The sequence below is a fragment of the Thalassospira sp. UBA4513 genome, from assembly GCF_002388495.1.
Lineage (GTDB): Bacteria > Pseudomonadota > Alphaproteobacteria > Rhodospirillales > Thalassospiraceae > Thalassospira > Thalassospira tepidiphila.
In genome coordinates, this window is the sequence record NZ_DGMR01000001.1 from 1 (window position 1) to 18,816 (window position 18,816).

An 18,816-nucleotide genomic window follows, 5' to 3' on the forward strand; every position below is an offset into this window, starting at 1 on the left:
ATGGGCGGCTGGTTCAACAAGGAAATGAACACCATTGACGACTATAAAGGTCTGAAAATGCGTATTCCGGGCCTTGGTGGCGAAGTTGTCAAAGCCGCTGGTGCCAACGTTGTGAACCTTCCGGGTGGCGAAATTCCGCCAGCACTTCAGTCGGGCGCGATTGACGCAACCGAATGGGTTGGTCCGTATAACGATCTGGCCTTTGGTCTCTATAAGTCGGCCAAATACTACTACTATCCGGGCTGGCACGAGCCGGCGACCGTTCTCGACAACTTCATCAACCTGGATGCATGGAATGCACTCCCGGATGATCTGAAAGCCATTGTCGAGCAGGCAAACCGCGCTGTGAACCAGATGGTTCTGTCCGAATTCACCGCGCGTAACGTTCAGGCACTCGACACCCTGCGTAACAAGCATGGCGTTGATGTTCGTCCGTTCTCTGACGACATTCTGACCGGCCTTGGCAAACTGTCGGGCGAAGTTCTGCGTGATCTGGTTTCGTCGAACCCGCTGTCGCAGGAAGTCTTCGAAAGCCTTATCGCCTTCCGTACCCAGTCGATCGCATGGTCGAAATTCTCGGAAGCGGCATTCGCACAGGCACGTGTCCTGCCGTTCAAATACTAAGTTCTCCGCATTCGGAAAACGACAAGGGGCTGGCTATTTGCCAGCCCTTTTTATTTGGGCCTGCTACGATCTGATCAGCGTGGATCACAGACATAAAAAAGGCACCCATAACGGGTGCCTTTTTCTTTGAAGATATATCGCCGTTGTTCTTAGAACAGAACGCTCGGAAGCCAGGTTGCCAACCACGGGAAGGCAGCCACAAGGCACAGGCCAAGCATCTGGATAACCACGAACGGTACAATCCCGCGATAGATATCCCACGTCTTGATCGCCGCCGGGGCCACACCACGCAGATAGAACAGCGCAAAGCCGAATGGCGGTGTCAGAAAGCTGGTCTGAAGGTTGATTGCAATCATCACACCCAGCCAGACCGGATCGACATCAAGCTTAAGCAGGATCGGGCCGACAATCGGGATCACAACGAACACGATCTCGATGAAGTCGAGGAAGAAGCCCATGACGAACATCAGCAACATCACGACCAGCATCGCACTGAACACACCACCCGGAAGGTTGTGCAGCAGTTCTTCAACCAGATGATCACCACCCAGGCCACGGAACACCAGCGAGAACACCGACGCACCCAGTAGGATGACAAACACCATCGCGCTGACCTGAACCGTCTGACGCACCACGTGGCGCAGCACCGGCATATCAAGACGGCGATAGAAAGCAGCCAGAATGGTCGCACCGACCGAACCAAATGCCGCGGATTCCGTCGGCGTTGCAATCCCGGTCAGGATTGAACCCAGAACCGCCACAATCAGCAAGGCCGGCGGCAGCAATGCACGCAGTACTTCACCCCAAAGACCTGCCGGGCGTTTGCCTTCGACCAGTGCGGGTGCTGATTCCGGATCAATCAGTGATTTGATGATGATCCAGCCGATATAAAGCCCAACCAGCATAATTCCCGGAATGAAGGCACCGGCAAACAGATCCATCACCGAAATCGGTTCCGGTGCCCAGTTGCCCAGCGCACGCTGCGCTTCGGCATAGGCGCCTTGCAGGATATCACCCAGCAGAACCAGAACGATCGATGGCGGAATGATCTGACCCAGCGTACCCGAAGCACAGATCACACCGGTCGACAGTTTCGGATCATAACCGGCTTTTTGCATCGCCGGCAGGCTGAGCAAGCCCATGGTCACAACCGTCGCACCGACAATACCGGTGGATGCCGCAAGCAACATACCGACGATCACGACCGAAATGCCAAGACCGCCACGCATGGTGCCAAACAGCATACCCATGGTGGTCAGAAGCTTCTCGGCGATCCGTGCGCGTTCAAGCATCACACCCATGAACACGAACAACGGGATCGCAACGTAAAGCTCGTTGGTCATCACACCGAAATAGCGTGACGGCAAAGAGCCCAGAAGCGGCATATCGAATGTGCCCATGGCGTTGCCAATAAGCGCAAAAGCAAGACCGGTGCCCGCAAGTGAGAAAGCAACCGGAAAACCAAGAAGAAGCACGCCGCAAGCTACGGCGAACATCACCAGGCTAAGAATTTCCCCCGTCATCAGACGCCCTCGTGCTCTTCTTCTTTGATTTCAAACTCTTTGTGACCGGTCAGGACCAGAACGCTGCGCGCTGCCAAAGACAGCCCCTGCAGCAGCATCAGGACACCAAAGACCAAAATCACAGACTTATACAGGAACAGTCCCGGAAGCCCGCCGGTTTCATGCGATCCTTCCAGACGGTGCCAGCTCGTGACAACGTAAGGATAGCTGTACATCAGGATCATGATAACCACTGGCGCAAGCAGGAACAGGGAACCAAAAAGGTCTACCCATGCCTTGTAGCGCGCCGATGCCGGACGATAGAAAACGTCAACACGCACATGCCCCCCATGCAGCAGCGTGTAACCCGCGCCGACCATGAACATGATGCCGTAAAGCCACATATAGCTTTCCTGCATCGACACCCAGCCGACCGCAAAGCCATAACGCAACGTTGCCACCAAAAACGTGATCACCACCATGGGGATCACCAGCCAGGCTACTCCGCGTCCGATCCAGTCATTAAGACTGTCGACGGCGCGGACGAAATTTCCCAGAAACTTCACTTTTCACTCCCAAGCCCTTTTTTGAATCTCACAGGAAAATTGCGGGCTTCCTGTTAAACAGGTTGGGAAGTTACAGATTAACCACCGAAAACGCTATATCTTTTGCACCGAATTTCGGCCATTTCTGCCGGGAAATGCAACAAATCACAGGCAGTGCATCAATTTTCGTCATTCAGGCAAAGAAAAAGCCGGATGGCTTGGTACCACCCGGCTTTTATCAAGGCGTTTTAACACCCGTTATTCAAACTTGTTGGACCGCGGGAAGCCATTTGGCGGCAGGCGCCCTGCCCCGGCCCGTTTGCCAATCCATTCGGCCAGTTCGGTCACAGTCCGGGTACGACCTTCGCTGCCACCCATCGTCCAACTAAGACCTTCTTCCAGGTTAAACAGGATAAGGTCCGAAAGCCCGCCTTGGCGGTATTTCTGCAGGATCACACCGCGGCCACGCGTCATTTCCGGAATTTCCGAAACCGGATAAATCAGCAATTTGCGATTATCGCCCAGAACGGCAACATGATCTTGCTCAACCGGCAGGAAGATCTTGGCAACTTCACCAGTTCCAAGGTTAAGCACCTGCTTGCCGTTTTTGGTCTGCGCAACCACTTCTTTCTCGGCCACCAGGAAGCCACGTCCACCGGAACTTGCCACCAGAAGGTTACGGCCTTCCTTGTGCACCACCATCGAAACAATGTCATGTTCCTGCGGCAGATCGATGGAAAGACGGATCGGCTCCCCATGACCACGGCCGCCCGGCAGTTTGTCACACGACATGGTGTAACAACGCCCGGCCGTCGACAGGATCAGAAGCTTGTCAGTGGTGAAGGCCTTCAGCGCAAAGCGATGCTCGTCACCATCCTTGAACTTCAGGTCGCTGATATCGGCGACATGGCCCTTAAGCGCACGCACCCAGCCCATTTTCGAACAGATGACCGTAATCGGTTCACGTTCGATCAATGCTTCCAGCGGAACTTCGATTTCTTCCGGTGCATCACCAATTTCGGTGCGGCGCTTGCCAATGGCAGTCTTCTTGCCAAAGTTTTCACGCATCACTTCGATCTCGTCGCGGATTTTCTCCCAACGCAGGCTCTCGCTGGCAAGAAGCGCTTCAAGGCCCTGCTTTTCCTCGGTCAGTTTGGCATGCTCGTTCTTGATTTCCATCTCTTCGAGCTTGCGCAACGACCGCAGACGCATGTTAAGGATCGCATCGGCCTGCACTTCGGTCAGGTCAAACGCCTTCATCAGGGCGTTTTTCGGCTCATCCTCATAACGGATGATCCGGATCACTTCATCAAGGTTCAGATAGGCAACAAGATAGCCTTCCAATACCTCAAGACGGTGATTGATCTTGGCCAAACGATGGTTGGAACGACGGATCAGAACATCCTGACGATGTGCTAGGAATGCGCGCAGAACTTCGCGCAAGTTCATCACACGTGGCGTGTTGTCGCCGTCCAGAACGTTCATGTTCAAGCCAAACCGGATTTCCAGCTCGGTATTCTTGAACAGCATTTCCATCAGGTGTTCCGGCTCAACCGCGCGGGTACGTGGCTCCAGAACCAGACGAATGATATCGGTCGACTCATCACGCACATCGTTCAGAAGCGGCAATTTCTTTGCCACCATCAGATCGGCGATCCGTTCAACCAGCTTGGCCTTCTGAACCTGATAGGGAATTTCGGTAATCACGACCTGATAAAGACCGTGGCTAAGCTTTTCGACTTCCCATTTCGCACGCAGGCGGAATGATCCACGCCCGGTCGCGTACGCTTCCAGAATGTTTTCACGCGGCTCGACCAGAACACCACCGGTCGGGAAATCCGGACCCGGCACGCACCGCACAAGCTGCGCGATCGAGGTTTCCGGATCATCAATCAGCTTGATCAGGGCCGTGCAAAGCTCGCCTGCATTGTGCGGCGGAATGTTGGTCGCCATACCCACGGCAATGCCCGAGGCCCCATTGGCCAAAAGGTTCGGGAAAGCAGCCGGCATCACAACCGGTTCTTTTTCCTCGCCGTCATAGGTCGGGCGAAAATCAACGGCATCTTCGTCAAGGCCATCCATCAGCGCCGCGGCGACCGCTGTCATGCGGGCCTCGGTGTAACGCATTGCCGCCGCGTTATCGCCGTCGATGTTGCCGAAGTTGCCCTGACCATCAACAAGCGGATAACGAACCGCGAAATCCTGTGCCAGACGTACCAGCGCGTCATAGACCGACTGATCACCATGCGGGTGATATTTACCGATCACGTCACCGACAACACGCGCACATTTTTTGAACCCCTGTTCCGGGTTCAGTTTAAGCTGACGCATGGCGTAAAGAAGACGACGATGCACTGGCTTGAGGCCATCACGCACATCAGGCAGGGAACGCGACATGATTGTCGACATCGCATAGGCGAGATATCGTTCGCTCAGCGCGTCTGCAAGCCGGGTTTCCCGGATTTGTCCGGCACCCGCCGGATCGGAAGTCTTGGTGCTCATGAACGATTTTTCTTGTTGCTTGTCAAAATGGACATGTGCAAGTGCGTTCGGACCCGAACACCTTACGTTATTGGCAACATACTACGCCGGGCATGGTCTTGGTCAACATATGGCGCGCAAATTGCCGAATTTATTTTTTTGCTCCGATATCCGTGCGCCAGACATGGCTGACGAGCCGGTCACGCGCAGCAACAGGTTTGATGCCTTTTGCCTCGAAAATATCGCGGTGAATGAAGAAACCAGTCAGTTTCAGACCATCGCGCAACTGTTCTGATAAAGACATTTCCTTGCGCGATTGAGACGCCCGACCAGAAGCAAGAAAGGCCGGCAACGGCAACATCCGGTCACGATACGCCTGCCCTGATGCCTCGCCCACGGCGCGGCCGCTTTTGGGGGATACAAAGGCAAGGTTTTCGGTCTCGTTGGTCGCGGCACATCGATCCAGTGCCAAGCCGTAACCAAGCTCTTCCAGTAACCCGACTTCCCAACGAATATAGGCAGGCAACCATTGCTCGGACTTGAGTGCCGAAATCAACGCGACGGTTCCGCGATACAGATCCGGATGGGCTTCGCGCTCCGGAAGCGTCGCATCAAGCATCGCACAGGCCGAACTCATCGCCATCAAGGGGCCAGCATGCAACAAAAGATCTGCAGCATGCGCGCCGGTCAGTTCACAGCGAAATTGCCCAAGATGTTCGGCCAATCGGGCGGACCACCCCACCCGAATTTCATTACCGGGCTCAAGGGTGCCACGCATGGATTTGCTGGTAGCACCCCGTACCAGACCGGCATGGCGGCCATAATCACGGGTCAGGACAGAAAGACGGACTGAATTTTCACCCAGCTTGCGTGTCGAAAGAACGATACCGTCATCCCGCCAATCCATCCGCGTACCTTAGAAAAAGCCACTAGGTACAATGAGGCGGGTCACAAGGAAGAAGAACCCGAGCAGGCAGGACGCAAGACTAAACAACGCCAAACCGAACACAACCTTGCGCAGGATCGGGCGGTTCGGGATTTCTTCAATGGCATCAGATAGCGGATCAGATGAGTCATTACGCATTAGGTCGGGCCTCCACCCGTCATGCGCCAGAACAGGCCCAGCACAAAGACGGCGATCGCAATCAGAAGTGCAATCAGGTTAAGTGGTTTGTGCAGGAACGATTTTTCACGTTGCACAGACGCACTGGAATTGCGGTTGCGGAACGGACGTCTGGCGACGCGCGCAATAATCATTGCGGCGGCTGCGCCAACAATGATCATGACAATTCCCCAGACGGATCCGATTTCCATTACTTACCCGGCAATTTGTGGTCACTCGATATGGGACCAGGCAACGCGATCAGGCGTTGTGATCAAGACCCCACATGGCAAAGCGGTTGGGATCATCGCCCCAATTTTCACGCACTTTCACAAACAGGAACAAATGTACCCGGCGTTCGAAAATGGCTTCAAGTTCCTTGCGGGCGTCGCTGCCAAGCGCCTTGATACGTTTACCACCCTTGCCAAGGATGATCGCCTTCTGGCCTTCGCGCTCGACAAAGATGGTCTGTTCAAGCTTGACCGATCCATCCTTGCGCTCTTCCCAAAGCTCGGTCTCGACCGTTGCGGAATAAGGAAGTTCCTGCTGAAGCTGGTAATAAAGCTTTTCACGGGTAATTTCAGCCGCCAGAAGACGCAACGGCATATCCGAAACATCGTCTTCCGGGAACATCCAAGGGCCATCGGGCATCTTGGCGGCAAGGAAATTCACCAGATCCTGCGTACCCGCACCCTTTTTGGCCGAAATCATGAAGACGTCGGTAAAGACTTCATGGGCAAACAGGTCTTGGGACAGACGCAGAAGCTTTTCCTTGTCCGATACCTTGTCGACCTTGTTCAACGCCAGGATCGCCTTGCGGTTCTGTTCCTTAAGCGTCTTGATGATCGCCAAGTCCTCGTCCGTGATGCCGCTTCCGGCATCAATCACCAGAACAACAAGGTCCGCATCATCTGCCCCATTCCAGGCTGCCTTGACCATCGCGCGGTCAAGACGGCGTTTGGGTGCAAAGATGCCCGGCGTATCAATGAAAACAATCTGCGCGTCTTCGGTCATGACGATACCGCGCACGCGCGTTCGTGTCGTCTGGACCTTCGGCGAGACGATGGACACTTTCGTACCAACCAACTGGTTCAAAAGTGTCGATTTGCCGGCATTCGGCGCACCAACGAGGGCCACAAAGCCACAACGTTGCTGATAAGGTAATCTGTCTTCGGCCACCGGTGTGGGAACCTCATTCATCACTAAGTTTATCCAACATCAATTTTGCGGCGAGTTGTTCCGCTTCGCGTTTCGATTTGCCTTCCGCACTGACACTGTCACCGTCGCCGGTCGTCAGTTCGATGGTAAATAACGGCGCGTGGGCCGGGCCTTCACGCCCGACCATCTCGTATTTCGGTAACGGCTTGCCCCGCCCTTGCAGCCATTCCTGCAATTGCGTTTTGGCATCCTGCGGCGGCTTGTTGGCTTCATCCAAAAGCGGCGTCCACAGCTTTTCAATAAAACGCCGTGCCGGTTCAAGACCACCATCAAGATAGAGTGCGGCAATCACCGCCTCCATGCAATCAGATAAAATCGCCGGATTGGTATCCGCCCCTGCTGCGCGTTCACCCTTGGCCATCTGGATGTGTTCACCCAGTTTGATCTGTTCTGCCACGCGCGCCAAAGTCTCGCGGCGCACCAGTGCGACAAACCGTTTGGCCATGGCACCTTCGCGCTCACGTCCGAACCGGGTATAAAGCATCTCTGCCACGACAAGACCCAGCACACGGTCGCCAAGGAACTCAAGGCGCTCGTTGCCGCCGCTTAGCATATCCTTGCCCTTGGCGGCACTGCGATGGGTCAGCGCCACACGCAAAAGGTCGGGATCGGAAAAACCGTGATCAATCTCGGCGATCACCGGCAGGCCGTCGCTCATCAGTTAACCCCCTGGAACAGGCGATCAAAGCGGATGCTGCCAAGGTCATAAACCGGCTGAGAGCTGTCCTTGGAATAGAACAGGAATTCAGCACGCCCGACCAGGTTTTCAATCGGAACAAACCGGAAGCGCGACGGGAACGCACGGCTGTCTGCCGAATTGTCGCGGTTATCACCCATCATGAAGAAATGACCTTCGGGAACGGTGAAAGCTTCGGTGTTGTCGCTCGGCCCCTGATCGCCAAACATCTCAAGAATACGATGCACACGGCCATTTGGCAGGGTTTCGATATATTGCGGCACTGCGGCCGATCGCCCGCCACCATCGGTCAGGATGTAATCCTCGATGCGCTCGCGCTCGATCATCTTGTTGTTGATGTAAAGGCGGCCTTCCTTGACCTGAACGGTATCGCCCGGCAGACCAATCACACGCTTGATGTAATCCTGCGAGGTATCAGACGGCAGTTTGAAGACAACCACATCGCCACGTTCCGGTTCGCTTTCAAATACACGGCCGGGAATGATCGGCAGGCTGAACGGCATGCTATGCTTCGAATACCCATAAGAGAATTTCGACACAAACAGATAATCCCCCACCAGCAAGGTCGGGATCATCGAGCCAGACGGAATATTAAACGGTTCGAAAGCAAAGGTCCGAACCATAAGTGCAATGACAATGGCCCAGAAAACGGTCTTCAAGGTGTCGAGCAAACCACCCGTTTTCTTCTTATGCACAAGCTTTTCCATTCCGTGTTCAACCAATCAATTTTTGTCAATCTGCCGAAATCACAACGACCGCATTGGCCATCGGATATTCGTCCGTCAGGGTCACATACACAGAGACAGTTTTCCCATCCGGGGTCAATTCTTCAAGTCGTGCTTGCGCACCTTCAATCAAAACCATATCGGGCTTGCCGCTGGGCTGATGTACCACACCCATGGTGTTATGATAAACACCGCGACGAAAACCGGTCCCAAGCGCCTTTGAACAGGCTTCCTTGGCGGCAAACGCCATGGCCAGCGACGAGGCAGTCCGGTGCGGCTTGCGTTTGGCACGCGCAATCTCGATATCGGTAAAGACACGCTTCATGAAACGCTCGCCATGGCGTTCAAGAGTAGCCTCTATCCGACGGATATCGCATAAATCTGTGCCAATCCCAATGATCATTTACGCATAACCTGCCTGCGTGCGTGCTTCATCCATCAAACGGCGCATCTCGGCAATCGCCGCTTCAAGCCCGACAAACACCGCCTCACCAATCAGGAAATGCCCGATATTAAGCTCGGCAATTTCCGGCATGGCGGCAATCGGCTTGACGGTTTCGAAATTCAAACCGTGACCGGCGTGGATTTCAAGTCCGATCCCTGCCCCATATTGCACAGCATGGCGGATACGGTCCAGTTCGCGGGCGCGTTCTTCATCGGTCTTCGCATCGCAATAGGCGCCGGTATGGATTTCCACCACCGGCGCGCCAAGGCTTTTGGCCGCATCAAGCTGTGCCTCGGATGCCTCGATAAACAGTGAAACGCGAATGCCGGCATCACCAAGGTCCGAGACAAAACGTTTGAGATGATTATGCCCACCGGCAACATCCAGCCCGCCTTCGGTCGTGCGTTCTTCGCGTTTTTCCGGCACCAGGCAAACCGCGTGCGGCTTGGTCTGAATTGCGATGGCCAGCATTTCATCGGTTGCCGCCATCTCGAAATTAAGCGGCAAATCAACTTCTTCGCGCAGGCGCTGCATATCCGCATCACGGATATGGCGACGGTCTTCGCGCAGGTGCGCGGTGATACCATCCGCACCAGCCGCCTTTGCAAGCTCTGCTGCCCGCACCGGGTCGGGCAGATCGCCGCCGCGGGCATTTCGAATGGTCGCAACATGGTCAATATTGACCCCGAGGCGCAGCTTCGCATTCATGATGTTTCATCCTGCTTTTTGGTGGCGTGCTTTGCGGCGGTTCCGATCTTTTCCTTGGCACTTTCAAGCATCGGGCCAAGGCCATGACGCTCGGTCTTTTTCATCCGGCGCAAAATGCGGTTATGGCGATAAATCACAACCGCACGGCGGATTGGGAAGTAAAACAGTATCCAGATAACAATCGTTGTCGGAATACAGCCAACCACCATCGGCCAGATGATATCAACAATGCTGGCCCAAAGTTGCCCCAGTGCCTGCTGATCGCTGACATCCCAATTACCGAAAATAAGCCCGCCACCGACATAGTTCAGGCCGAGGACAACGAATTCCCACAGCACCGCCATATCGAAATGCACTGTCGAACTTGCCGAATGCGCGCCAAGGATCCAATTGCCGCAGGTATAAAGCCACAACCAGATAAACGGAAACGTCCAGGGATTGCCAACCACTGTCCCCAAAAGCGACGCCACCACGTTACTGCGCGTCAAAAGGCTCAGCAGTGTCGAGATGACAAAGTGGAACCCGATAAACGGCGTGAAAGACACCGCCGCCCCGATCGCAAAACCTGAAGCGATGCTATAGGGCGATCCCGGCAAACGGGCGACCCGATGGGCAAAATACTGTGACGAACGACGCCATCCGCCGCGCGGCCATACCACGTTGCGTACACGCTGAAAGGATGAAGGTTTGCTGCGGCGCCGAAACATGCGGGGTCAGTTCTGGATCTAATCACGTAATGCTGTAAAATCTTGAAGCATATGCGTAAGTGCTGACTGCGCGATTGGCAAGGCTTTTGCGCCAAATTCGCCTAAAAGGTGAAGGCGTTTACAGTTCGCCGTCACCCGCGCGCGCGTTCAACGGCATTGACCACCGGTGTGGCACGCAATGCGGCAATGATATTGGTCAGGTGTTTGACATCGACCACATCGATATCAATCAGCATTTCAAAGAAGTCTGTCGTGCGATTGGTAAAGCGCAGATTGGTGATATTGCCATGGTTCTTGGCAATCACGCTGGTGATTGAGCTAAGCGCCCCCTGCTCATGCCCCACGGTCAATCCAAGGCGACCGATGAAGTGTTCCGGTTCGCCCTCGTTATCCCACCCGACATCAAGCCAGCGTTCCGGCTGCTCGGTAAAGGTTTCAAGCGTATCGCAGTCAATCGTATGGATTGTCACACCCTTGCCGGTTGTAACAATCCCGACAATCCGGTCCCCCGGCAACGGATGGCAACAGCCAGCATAATGCACGGCCATACCGGGAATAAGGCCCTTGATCGGGATGGCGTGATCATGTTTGCGGGCGCGCACCTTATCAAGTGGCACAACCTTGCGCGCCGTTTCCTTGTCCTTGGTGCCCGGGAACACGGCATGAACAACTTCACGCCCGGTGTGATGCCCGGCCCCCACAAGGGTCAAAAGTGCATCAACCGATGGCTGCTTGAAGATTTTAAGAACCCCTTCAAGCGCCTTGTCGGAATAGTCATAGCCTTCCTGACGGAACGCCTTTTGCAAGATCGCCTTGCCAAGATCCTTGTACTGGTCTTCCTGCTGCTGGCGGATAAAGCGACGAATTCGCGCCCGCGCCTTACCGGTAACAACAAACCGTTCCCAGGTCGGATTCGGCGTTTGCGCCTTCGATGTTACGATCTCGACCTGATCACCGTTATTGAGCACCGTACGCAACGGCACCATCGCCCCATTGACCTTGGCCCCAACACAGGTATCCCCAATGTGGGTATGGATCATATAGGCGAAATCGACCGGGGTTGCGCGGGCCGGAAGGGCGATCACATCGCCCTTCGGGCTAAAGCAGAACACCTGATCCTGGAACATCGCAAGCTTGGTATGTTCAAGGAATTCTTCCGGTTCGGACGCATGTTCCAGAATATCAAGAAGGTCACGCAGCCAACGATACTGCACCCCTTCCTTCTGCTGTCCGGTCGGTGCTTCCTGTTTATAAGCCCAGTGCGCGGCCACACCGTTTTCGTTGACCTCGTGCATCTGGCGGGTGCGGATCTGAACCTCGATCCGGTGATTTTCCGGGCCGAGCACCGTGGTATGGATCGAACGATATCCGTTGGGTTTCGGCGTCGAGATATAATCCTTGAACCGGCCCGGCACCACTTTGTAATTGGCGTGCAGATAGCCCAGCACTTCATAGCAATTGGGCATGTCATCGACGAGCACGCGAAACGCCATGATGTCAGACAGCTCACCGAAGGTGATGTTCTTGCGCTGCATCTTCTGCCAGATCGAATAGGGCCGCTTTTCGCGCCCGTAAATGTCGACCTTAAGCCCCTGACGCGAAATGACTTCGGTCAGTTCGGAAACAATCCGGCTGACGACGTTGTCATCCTTCTCGCGCAGGAATTCCAGGCGGGCGAGGATCGAATCCCGTGCTTCGGGATTGATATGCTGGAAGGCCAGATCTTCAAGCTCTTCCTTGATGTCATGCATACCGATGCGCTCGGCAAGCGGGGCATAAATCTCAAGCGTTTCAGCAGCGATCCGCACACGCTTTTCCGGCTTGGAGATATAATGCAACGTCCGCATGTTGTGCAGTCGGTCGGCCAGCTTGACCAGCAACACGCGAATGTCTTCGGACATCGCTAAAAGCAACTTGCGGAAGTTTTCTGCCTGCTTGGAATCGGCTGATTTAAGCTCGATCTGGGTCAGCTTGGTCACACCATCGACCAGCTTCATGATGTTGGTCCCGAAAAGCTTGGTGATCTCTTCAGGGGTCGCATCGGTATCTTCGATGGTGTCGTGCAAAAGGGCCGTGATGATCGTGTCGCAATCAAGCTTGTAATTGGTCAGAATGCCTGCGACTTCAATCGGATGGGAAAAATACGGGTCACCGGATGCGCGTTTTTGCGAACCGTGTTTCTGGGTCGCATAGACATAGGCCCGGTTCAGCGTGGTTTCGCACGCATCGGGGTCGTATGCCTTAACCCGTTCAACAAGTTCGTATTGCCGCATCATTCAGGGGCGTCTCCGCAGTTTCTAGGGTCCAAACTCATTCACATAATCGCTCCGGTCTCCCGGATTTGTGCGGATACGCGAAGCAAAACTGCAGAAAGATATACATCTTTCAAGGTTTTGCGACAAAGTAGCCCGTGCAAATCCGGGAGATCCGAAGGACAACTGATATGAGAGAAAGCCTCTGCGTCAAATCCCTTGATCGGGGATCACCCCGTTCTGCGGGCTTTTCCTAGCTTTTTCTCTCATATCAGTTGCCGGATCGGTCATGTGAATGAGTTTCGACCCTAAGGGGATATAATCCATCCCCTTTCATAAGATAGTACGATCTGGACAAAAAAAAGCCACGGAAGATAAACACCGTGGCTCTTCTTTTGGAAAGGTTCAGATCAAAACCAGTCTGACCTTATTCTTCTTCCGACGGAGCAACAACGCCAGCGGAAGCTTCTTCAACAGCTTCAGCAACCAGTTTCGGACCGAAATCGTCTTCGGTTTCTTCCGGCTCATCGGCTTCAACATGCCGCTGCAGACCCTGCACCATGCCATTGCGCAGATCGTCAAAATCAACCGTTACTTCGGCGATTTCACGCAGCGCAACAACCGGGTTCTTGTCGTTGTCACGATCAATGGTCAGTTCTGCACCGGCCGAGATGTTGCGTGCACGCTGAGCTGCAAGCATTACAAGCTCAAAGCGGTTCGGAATCTTGTCAACGCAATCTTCGACGGTAACGCGCGCCATAAATGTCTCCAGAAATACTTTTGGGGTGTCCAGACCGAGCTTTATAGCGTCGGATCACGTGTGTTGCAACAGCGAAACCACTCTTTCGATCAGGTTTTCGCATGCTTTATCAGCCATTCGTTTGTTTGCGAATCTGCTGATCGGCCGGCAGATCGGAAATCAGATCATCAACGGTGCGGTTCAAAACCGGGTGAACCCAGTCGGCAACCACATCGCGCAACGGCAGCAAGACAAACGCCCGTTCCGCCATGCGCGGGTGCGGCACCTGAATGCCGCCCTCTTCACGCACCAGTTCCCGCCCATAAGCAATCAGGTCAAGGTCAATGACGCGCGCGGCATTGCGTTCCCGCCGAACACGCCCGAATTCGGCCTCAACGTCATGTAACCGCAAAAGCAGATCATGCGCTGACAAGCCCGTCGAAATGCGTGCAACACCGTTCACGTACCAAGGCTGATCGGAAATCGGCACCGGTGCCGTTTCATAAAACGATGACACCTGATCGATCGAAATGTCGCCATTTTCGGCCAATCGACGCAGTGCGGCTTTCAATGTTTGTGCAGGCGCACCATATTCTTCGGTAGGCAAATTTGCACCGAAAGCAATCAGGATAGCGTCATCCGCGATCATGCTGGTGTCTGACGGTGAAGAATTGCGCACAAAGAAGACCTTCGGTTCGGTGATTGGGCGTATGACAAGGTTCGGAAAGACGGCATATCTAAGGGAGCCACCCTGCTCTGTCCACGATATTTTCGCCTTTCTTTGTCCCGGCGCCCACGGTAAACATGAAAGGTCTGTATTTGAAAGTTCCGTATTTTAGGAACTGCATAATTAAATTTGATGTTTGAGGAATTTAACGATGATTTTTTACCCGCAAGAACGCATCGGGTTATTTATCGACGGCTCCAATCTTTATGCCGCTGCCCGTGCCCTTGGTTTTGACATTGATTACAAACGTCTTTTGGATCTTTTCGCCCAGAAAGGTCAGTTGATCCGGGCCTTCTACTACACCGCCCTGATTGAAGATCAGGAGTATTCCCCGATCCGCCCGCTGGTCGATTGGCTGGACTATAACGGCTACACCATGGTCACCAAACCGACCAAGGAATTCACCGATGCCGCCGGTCGCCGCAAGATCAAGGGCAACATGGATATCGAGTTGGCAATTGACGTCATGGAAATGGCGCAACACCTTGATCATGTTGTTATTTTCTCGGGCGACGGTGATTTCCGCCGTCTGGTCGACGCCGTGCAGCGCAAAGGTGTGCGCGTCACTGTTGTTTCGACCGTCAAATCAAACCCGCCGATGGTTGCCGACGAATTGCGCCGTCAGGCCGATAACTTTATCGAACTGACCGCCCTTGAAGGCACGATTGCGCGCAAGGTTCAGCAACGACGCGACGACGATCATCCCGATATCGACGATCATCCTGAACATCCCGATCTCGAAGAATTCGATTACGATTGATCGCGACACCGCGTCGCCCGTCACCCTGCCCTGATCACCACCGGTTACAGCCCGCACTGTAACCGGCAAAACGTCAGACTTGCCATGACCGCCTATCAGCAACCCGATATCGATTGTCAGCTTTGCCCGCGCCTTGTTGAATTCCGCCGCAAGAATCAGGAAAAATTTCCCGAATTCTACAACGGGCCGGTGCGTCCGTTCGGCCCGCTTGATGCGCGCCTTCTGATCGTTGGCCTTGCCCCCGGGCTTAAGGGGGCCAATGCCACTGGCCGCCCCTTCACCGGCGACTATGCTGGTGATCTTTTGTATGACACGCTTAAAAAGTTCGGTTTTGCCAAGGGCACCTATGACAAACGCCCGGATGACGGCCTTGAACTGCTTGATTGCCGCATCACCAACGCGGTGAAATGCGTGCCCCCGGAAAACAAGCCCACCGGGCCAGAGGCCAATACCTGCCGCCCGTTCCTGATCAGCGAATTTGATGCCATGAAGAACCTGTCGGCTATTCTTTGTCTTGGACAGGTGGCTCATCAGGCGATGCTGCGCACCTTCGGGCTTAAGCTTTCATCGCTGAAATTTGGCCATGGCGCATCGCATAAAATGGAAAATGGCATCACATTGTTTGATAGCTATCACTGTTCGCGCTACAACACCCAGACCTATCGCCTGACGCCAGAGATGTTTGAAAACGTCTTTGCCGGAATTCGCGCACATCTGGACGGTTAATTTGCCCGATACATTGCCCATGCCCGACCTTCTCGACCGACCTGTACAACGTCAGCCGATTGACGTTCTGCAAGAAGTGTTCGGCTATGACAGCTTTCGTGGCCAACAGGCTGAAATCATTGACCATGTCATCGCTGGAAATGACGCACTTGTCCTGATGCCAACCGGTGGCGGCAAGTCGCTTTGCTATCAGGTGCCAGCCCTCTGTCGTCCGGGAACGGCTGTTGTCGTGTCCCCGCTGATCGCGTTGATGAAGGATCAGGTCGATGCGCTTAATCAGTTGGGCGTCAAAGCCGCCTTTATCAATTCGACCCTTGCCCCCGATGCCGCGCGCGAAATTGAAACGCGTGCCGTCGATGGTGATATCGATCTTCTCTATGTGGCGCCGGAACGTTTTGCTTCTGACCGGTTTTTAAACTTGCTCGACCGGATCAGCATTTCACTGTTCGCGATTGATGAAGCCCACTGTGTGTCGCAATGGGGCCATGATTTCCGCCCAGAATATCGCCGCCTTGATTTGCTGCCAACGCGCTTTGCCCATGTGCCGCGCATTGCCCTGACCGCAACGGCCGATACGCCCACCCGCAAAGACATTGCCGAAAACCTGCATCTGACCGATGCACAGTGCTTTATTACCGGTTTTGACCGCCCGAACATCACCTATCGCATTGAAACCAAGGGCAATGCCAAGCAACGCCTGCTGTCGTTCCTTAATCGCGAACATGCCGACGATGCCGGGATTGTCTATTGCCTGTCACGACGCAAAACCGAAGACGTCGCGCAATGGCTTTCGGAAAATGGTCGACCGGCCCTGCCGTATCACGCGGGTCTGGCACAGGAAACACGCCAACTTCATCAGGATCGCTTCCTGCGTGAAGACGGGCTGATCATCTGTGCCACTGTTGCCTTTGGCATGGGGATCGACAAACCCAATGTCCGCTTTGTCGCCCACCTCAACCTGCCCAAAAGCATGGAAGCCTATTATCAGGAAACCGGGCGTGCCGGGCGTGACGGGCTGCCGGCCAATGCGTGGATGAATTACGATCTGTCCGATATCGTTTCGATCCGAAGCATGGTGGCCGGTTCCGACGCCCCCGAAGCCCAGAAACGCATTGAATCGCGTAAACTCGATGCGCTGGTTGGTCTTGCCGAAACCACCCGTTGCCGCCGTCAGGTGATCCTGTCCTATTTTGGTGAAGATCGCCACGAGCCGTGTGGCAACTGCGATACCTGCCTTGAACCGGTTGATACCTGGGATGCAACCCAGGCCTCGCGCAAGGCGCTGTCGGCAGTGTATCGCACCGGCCAACGCTTCGGCCCGGCACATGTGATCGAAGTCCTGATGGGTCGCAAGACCGAGAAAATCCGCCAAAACGGCCATGACAAGCTTTCGGTCTATGCCATTGGCAAGGATATCGCCCAGCCACAATGGCGCTCGGTCTTCCGACAGCTCCTTGCCATGGGATATCTCGAAGTCGATGTCGAAGGACATGGCGGTGTTTATTTGACCGAGGAGTCCCGACCGGTTCTGCGCGGCGAAAAAGTCGTCGAAATGCGCAAGGACCCCGGTGAAAGCAAACGCGCCATGACAAAGCGTCTGCGCGATTTCGATACCGAATTCGAAAACGAGGAAGACCGCGATCTTTGGGAACGTTTGCGCACGCTCCGCCGCGAACTGGCAACCAGCCAGAATGTGCCGCCCTATGTAATCTTCAGTGACCGGACACTTTGGGAAATGGTGCGTTTCAAGCCCCGCACCCTTGAAGATATGGCATCTATCAACGGTGTCGGCGTCAAAAAACTTGATCAGTACGGATTGGCATTTCTTGATGTCATGGACGGACGGCGGTAACCCGCCGTCCCGTCATCAAATCATCTTTTGGCAGTTTTGCCCTAAAGGCTTGCGCGAATGGCGCTGACAATTTCCTCATCTTCCGGCTTGGTCCGGCTGTCAAAGCTTTGAATAAGCTTGCCATCGCGGCCAATCAGATATTTGTGGAAATTCCATTGCGGGGCGTTTTCCGCGCCCAATTCCTGCTCCGCCCATTTATAGAACGGGTGCGCATCCGGGCCTTTGACCGTAGTTTTTGATGTCAGCGGGAAGTCGACATCAAAATTGACCTCACAGAAATCAAGGATATCGGCATCCTCGCTATATTCCTGCCCGCCGAAATCGGCCGACGGGACGCCAAGGACAACAAGCCCCTCGTCACGGTAATCTTCCCACAGTTTCTGCAGGCCGGTATATTGTGGCGTAAACCCGCACATCGAGGCGGTATTTACCAGCAAAACGACTTTGTCGTTATACTCTGAAAGATGGATTTCACCGGCATCAATCGCCGGGAAAGAAAAGTCGTATGCAGATGGCGCATCATCCGATGCCATTGTCTCCCTCCAGGACAAACTCACGACAACAATAGTAAAGACAAAGAATACAACGAATTGCCGCCTATTCATAGCGCTCCTCCGTCCATGGGTCGGCATTGTTGTGATAACCGCGTTCTTCCCAGAATCCCGGCTTGTCATCGCGGGCAAAAGTGATCTTTTTCACCCATTTGGCACTTTTCCAGAAATAAAGCTTCGGGATCACAACACGAAGCGGCCCACCATGCTCTTCACTCAACGGCTCGCCTTCCCAATGATGGGCCAACAGCACGCCATCATCCAAAAACTGTTCGATCCGGACATTGGTCGTATAGCCATCATGGGCGGTAAACAGGACGTGACGCGCAGCGGGTAATGGATCAACAAGCTCTGCCAGCGTTGTGGCCAACACGCCCTGCCAGTGATTTTCGTATCGCGACCAACTGGTCACACAGTGAATATCGTTTTTGGCCGTGACATGCGGCAAATCAAGC

General features: G+C 54.4%; 21 protein-coding genes. 4 read left to right on the forward strand and 17 right to left on the reverse strand.

Annotation, left to right across the window (positions count from 1 at the left end; translation table 11 throughout):
• Positions 1–624, forward strand: a 624-nt coding sequence (locus tag B2T33_RS00005; RefSeq protein ID WP_286790852.1) for a TRAP transporter substrate-binding protein, incomplete at its 5' end; no start/stop codon positions are given.
• 149 nt (positions 625–773) lie between these two features.
• Here the strand turns inward: B2T33_RS00005 and B2T33_RS00010 are convergent.
• The 15 genes from B2T33_RS00010 to folK form a co-directional block, all read right to left on the reverse strand.
• Positions 774–2,147, reverse strand: a complete 1,374-nt coding sequence (locus B2T33_RS00010) for a TRAP transporter large permease (protein ID WP_008891138.1) — start codon at positions 2,145–2,147, stop codon at positions 774–776.
• Positions 2,147–2,692 carry a TRAP transporter small permease subunit gene (locus B2T33_RS00015; RefSeq protein ID WP_063089431.1) on the reverse strand — a complete coding sequence of 182 codons (546 nt, stop codon included), beginning with the start codon at positions 2,690–2,692 and terminating at the stop codon, positions 2,147–2,149. Before B2T33_RS00015 ends, B2T33_RS00010 begins: the two co-directional genes overlap by 1 nt.
• A gap of 237 nt (positions 2,693–2,929) precedes the next feature.
• Positions 2,930–5,173, reverse strand: coding sequence for a DNA topoisomerase IV subunit A (gene parC, locus B2T33_RS00020; protein ID WP_286790853.1), 2,244 nt, complete (start codon positions 5,171–5,173; stop codon positions 2,930–2,932).
• Positions 5,174–5,303: 130 nt separating this feature from the next.
• Complete coding sequence (gene recO / locus B2T33_RS00025) at positions 5,304–6,059, reverse strand: DNA repair protein RecO (RefSeq protein ID WP_286790854.1); 756 nt, start codon at positions 6,057–6,059, stop codon at positions 5,304–5,306.
• Between the two features lie 9 nt (positions 6,060–6,068).
• Entirely contained in the window at positions 6,069–6,236 is a 168-nt protein-coding gene (locus tag B2T33_RS00030) for a hypothetical protein (protein WP_156518943.1), read from the reverse strand.
• Positions 6,236–6,466: a hypothetical protein gene (locus B2T33_RS00035; RefSeq protein WP_286790855.1), complete on the reverse strand. Its 231-nt coding sequence runs from the start codon at positions 6,464–6,466 to the stop codon at positions 6,236–6,238. Before B2T33_RS00035 ends, B2T33_RS00030 begins: the two co-directional genes overlap by 1 nt.
• Positions 6,467–6,515: 49 nt before the next feature.
• Positions 6,516–7,454 carry a GTPase Era gene (gene era, locus B2T33_RS00040; RefSeq protein WP_008891143.1) on the reverse strand — a complete coding sequence of 313 codons (939 nt, stop codon included), beginning with the start codon at positions 7,452–7,454 and terminating at the stop codon, positions 6,516–6,518.
• Positions 7,447–8,130, reverse strand: a complete 684-nt coding sequence (rnc, locus tag B2T33_RS00045; protein WP_008891144.1) for a ribonuclease III — start codon at positions 8,128–8,130, stop codon at positions 7,447–7,449. Before rnc ends, era begins: the two co-directional genes overlap by 8 nt.
• Complete coding sequence (gene lepB, locus B2T33_RS00050) at positions 8,130–8,876, reverse strand: signal peptidase I (protein ID WP_008891145.1); 747 nt, start codon at positions 8,874–8,876, stop codon at positions 8,130–8,132. Before lepB ends, rnc begins: the two co-directional genes overlap by 1 nt.
• A gap of 25 nt (positions 8,877–8,901) precedes the next feature.
• A complete protein-coding gene (gene acpS, locus B2T33_RS00055; protein ID WP_286790856.1) occupies positions 8,902–9,297 on the reverse strand; it encodes a holo-ACP synthase in 396 nt (131 codons plus the stop codon).
• Positions 9,298–10,047, reverse strand: a complete 750-nt coding sequence (locus tag B2T33_RS00060; protein WP_008891147.1) for a pyridoxine 5'-phosphate synthase — start codon at positions 10,045–10,047, stop codon at positions 9,298–9,300.
• Positions 10,044–10,754 carry a DUF2062 domain-containing protein gene (locus tag B2T33_RS00065; RefSeq protein WP_008891148.1) on the reverse strand — a complete coding sequence of 237 codons (711 nt, stop codon included), beginning with the start codon at positions 10,752–10,754 and terminating at the stop codon, positions 10,044–10,046. The genes B2T33_RS00060 and B2T33_RS00065 overlap by 4 nt, the downstream gene beginning before the upstream one ends.
• Before the next feature lie 131 nt (positions 10,755–10,885).
• Complete coding sequence (locus tag B2T33_RS00070) at positions 10,886–13,030, reverse strand: RelA/SpoT family protein (RefSeq protein WP_063089421.1); 2,145 nt, start codon at positions 13,028–13,030, stop codon at positions 10,886–10,888.
• A 403-nt stretch (positions 13,031–13,433) separates the two neighbouring features.
• Positions 13,434–13,766: a DNA-directed RNA polymerase subunit omega gene (gene rpoZ / locus B2T33_RS00075; RefSeq protein ID WP_008891150.1), complete on the reverse strand. Its 333-nt coding sequence runs from the start codon at positions 13,764–13,766 to the stop codon at positions 13,434–13,436.
• Positions 13,767–13,875: 109 nt separating this feature from the next.
• Positions 13,876–14,424: a 2-amino-4-hydroxy-6-hydroxymethyldihydropteridine diphosphokinase gene (folK, locus tag B2T33_RS00080; RefSeq protein WP_082923512.1), complete on the reverse strand. Its 549-nt coding sequence runs from the start codon at positions 14,422–14,424 to the stop codon at positions 13,876–13,878.
• A 199-nt stretch (positions 14,425–14,623) separates the two neighbouring features.
• On the opposite strand from folK, the gene B2T33_RS00085 reads away from it, so the two are divergent.
• The 3 genes from B2T33_RS00085 (at position 14,624) to recQ (ending at position 17,810) form a co-directional block, all read left to right on the forward strand.
• The gene (locus B2T33_RS00085; protein ID WP_008891152.1) at positions 14,624–15,232 is read left to right on the forward strand and encodes an NYN domain-containing protein; all 609 of its coding nucleotides are present in this window, start codon (positions 14,624–14,626) and stop codon (positions 15,230–15,232) included.
• Between the two features lie 84 nt (positions 15,233–15,316).
• On the forward strand, positions 15,317–15,958 hold the full coding sequence (locus tag B2T33_RS00090) for a uracil-DNA glycosylase (protein ID WP_008891153.1): 642 nt from the start codon (positions 15,317–15,319) through the stop codon (positions 15,956–15,958).
• Positions 15,959–15,977: 19 nt separating this feature from the next.
• Positions 15,978–17,810, forward strand: a complete 1,833-nt coding sequence (gene recQ, locus B2T33_RS00095; RefSeq protein ID WP_286790857.1) for a DNA helicase RecQ — start codon at positions 15,978–15,980, stop codon at positions 17,808–17,810.
• A 41-nt stretch (positions 17,811–17,851) separates the two neighbouring features.
• Here the strand turns inward: recQ and B2T33_RS00100 are convergent, their stop codons facing one another.
• Together B2T33_RS00100 and B2T33_RS00105 are read right to left on the reverse strand one after the other, a co-directional pair.
• Positions 17,852–18,343 carry a glutathione peroxidase gene (locus B2T33_RS00100; RefSeq protein WP_008891155.1) on the reverse strand — a complete coding sequence of 164 codons (492 nt, stop codon included), beginning with the start codon at positions 18,341–18,343 and terminating at the stop codon, positions 17,852–17,854.
• Positions 18,344–18,407: 64 nt separating this feature from the next.
• On the reverse strand, positions 18,408–18,816 hold a 409-nt coding region (locus B2T33_RS00105; protein ID WP_286790858.1), incomplete at its 5' end, for a molybdopterin-dependent oxidoreductase.

Bases quoted from the DNA above. Each gene is read 5' to 3' on its own strand.
- B2T33_RS00065 (WP_008891148.1), bottom strand. From the start codon at position 10,754: ATGTTTCGGCGCCGCAGCAAACCTTCATCCTTTCAGCGTGTACGCAAC.
- B2T33_RS00030 (WP_156518943.1), bottom strand. From the start codon at position 6,236: ATGCGTAATGACTCATCTGATCCGCTATCTGATGCCATTGAAGAAATC.
- recO (WP_286790854.1), bottom strand. From the start codon at position 6,059: ATGGATTGGCGGGATGACGGTATCGTTCTTTCGACACGCAAGCTGGGT.
- parC (WP_286790853.1), bottom strand. From the start codon at position 5,173: ATGAGCACCAAGACTTCCGATCCGGCGGGTGCCGGACAAATCCGGGAA.
- B2T33_RS00035 (WP_286790855.1), bottom strand. From the start codon at position 6,466: ATGGAAATCGGATCCGTCTGGGGAATTGTCATGATCATTGTTGGCGCA.
- B2T33_RS00010 (WP_008891138.1), bottom strand. From the start codon at position 2,147: ATGACGGGGGAAATTCTTAGCCTGGTGATGTTCGCCGTAGCTTGCGGC.
- B2T33_RS00085 (WP_008891152.1), top strand. From the start codon at position 14,624: ATGATTTTTTACCCGCAAGAACGCATCGGGTTATTTATCGACGGCTCC.
- B2T33_RS00060 (WP_008891147.1), bottom strand. From the start codon at position 10,047: ATGAATGCGAAGCTGCGCCTCGGGGTCAATATTGACCATGTTGCGACC.
- B2T33_RS00090 (WP_008891153.1), top strand. From the start codon at position 15,317: ATGACCGCCTATCAGCAACCCGATATCGATTGTCAGCTTTGCCCGCGC.
- rnc (WP_008891144.1), bottom strand. From the start codon at position 8,130: ATGAGCGACGGCCTGCCGGTGATCGCCGAGATTGATCACGGTTTTTCC.
- acpS (WP_286790856.1), bottom strand. From the start codon at position 9,297: ATGATCATTGGGATTGGCACAGATTTATGCGATATCCGTCGGATAGAG.
- B2T33_RS00070 (WP_063089421.1), bottom strand. From the start codon at position 13,030: ATGATGCGGCAATACGAACTTGTTGAACGGGTTAAGGCATACGACCCC.
- rpoZ (WP_008891150.1), bottom strand. From the start codon at position 13,766: ATGGCGCGCGTTACCGTCGAAGATTGCGTTGACAAGATTCCGAACCGC.
- lepB (WP_008891145.1), bottom strand. From the start codon at position 8,876: ATGGAAAAGCTTGTGCATAAGAAGAAAACGGGTGGTTTGCTCGACACC.
- era (WP_008891143.1), bottom strand. From the start codon at position 7,454: ATGAATGAGGTTCCCACACCGGTGGCCGAAGACAGATTACCTTATCAG.
- recQ (WP_286790857.1), top strand. From the start codon at position 15,978: ATGCCCGACCTTCTCGACCGACCTGTACAACGTCAGCCGATTGACGTT.
- B2T33_RS00100 (WP_008891155.1), bottom strand. From the start codon at position 18,343: ATGGCATCGGATGATGCGCCATCTGCATACGACTTTTCTTTCCCGGCG.